1 protein-coding gene is annotated in these 815 nt (G+C 46.6%); it reads left to right on the forward strand.

Annotated features, from left to right (window positions below):
- Positions 1–150 precede the first annotated feature (150 nt).
- The gene (locus tag ACTNB3_RS17840) at positions 151–723 is read left to right on the forward strand and encodes an ExeA family protein (RefSeq protein ID WP_441027303.1); all 573 of its coding nucleotides are present in this window, start codon (positions 151–153) and stop codon (positions 721–723) included.
- Positions 724–815 lie beyond the last annotated feature (92 nt).

Below are 815 nucleotides of genomic sequence, written 5' to 3' on the forward strand. Positions count from 1 at the left end.
GTGAAAAACTCCAATCTATCAAAAATCGCATGTGAATTATAGTGAATTACTCCAACTCGCAAAGGGCTGGGGTAATTTTGTATCTGACCGCATTAATATTTGGCGCTTACATCGAATCTTCCAGAATGCTGGCCGCTCTGGAGAAAAAACATGTACAGACCAGACAGCAGAGGGCAGATGCCATCTCCTTTGGGGAATACAGAAAGGATGGTGGTCGCCATGTATGAAACTTTCTACCAGATGACGCATACCCCTTTCGTAAGGGATACACCTGTACAGGAACTTTATGAGTCCCCTGCCATGGCGGACGCCCTTGGCAGGCTTGCCTATGCGGCAGACCGGCAACTGTTTGCTGTTGTCACTGCAGATGCCGGATGTGGGAAATCCACTCTGATCCGCCGGTTTGTAACAACCCTTTCCCAGGAAGAATACATTTTTCTGTACCTGTCCGATTCAAAGCTTACCCCGCGGTGGTTCTATAAAGGATTGCTGGATCAGCTGGGGATCGAGTCGAAGTTCTACCGGGGTGATGCCAAACGGCAGCTCCAGAAGGAAGTCGAGATCATCCGGGGTGTGCAAAAAAAGAAAGTCGTATGTATTCTGGATGAAGCCCACTTGCTTGAAAAGGAAACTATTGAAGAGTTCCGTTTTCTGCTGAATTATAAATTCGATTCCATGAGCCCGATGGCATTGGTGCTAGTAGGATGTCGTCTCGCAAAATAAAGTTCCTGTCTCCTGCACAAAAACAGCGAATTATTATATCAGTTCCATAATGATGTCTCTTTGTACGTGCCTGTAATTACGGCGCGCTTTTT

The sequence above is a fragment of the Bariatricus sp. HCP28S3_D3 genome, assembly GCF_052065755.1.
GTDB lineage: Bacteria > Bacillota > Clostridia > Lachnospirales > Lachnospiraceae > Allocoprococcus.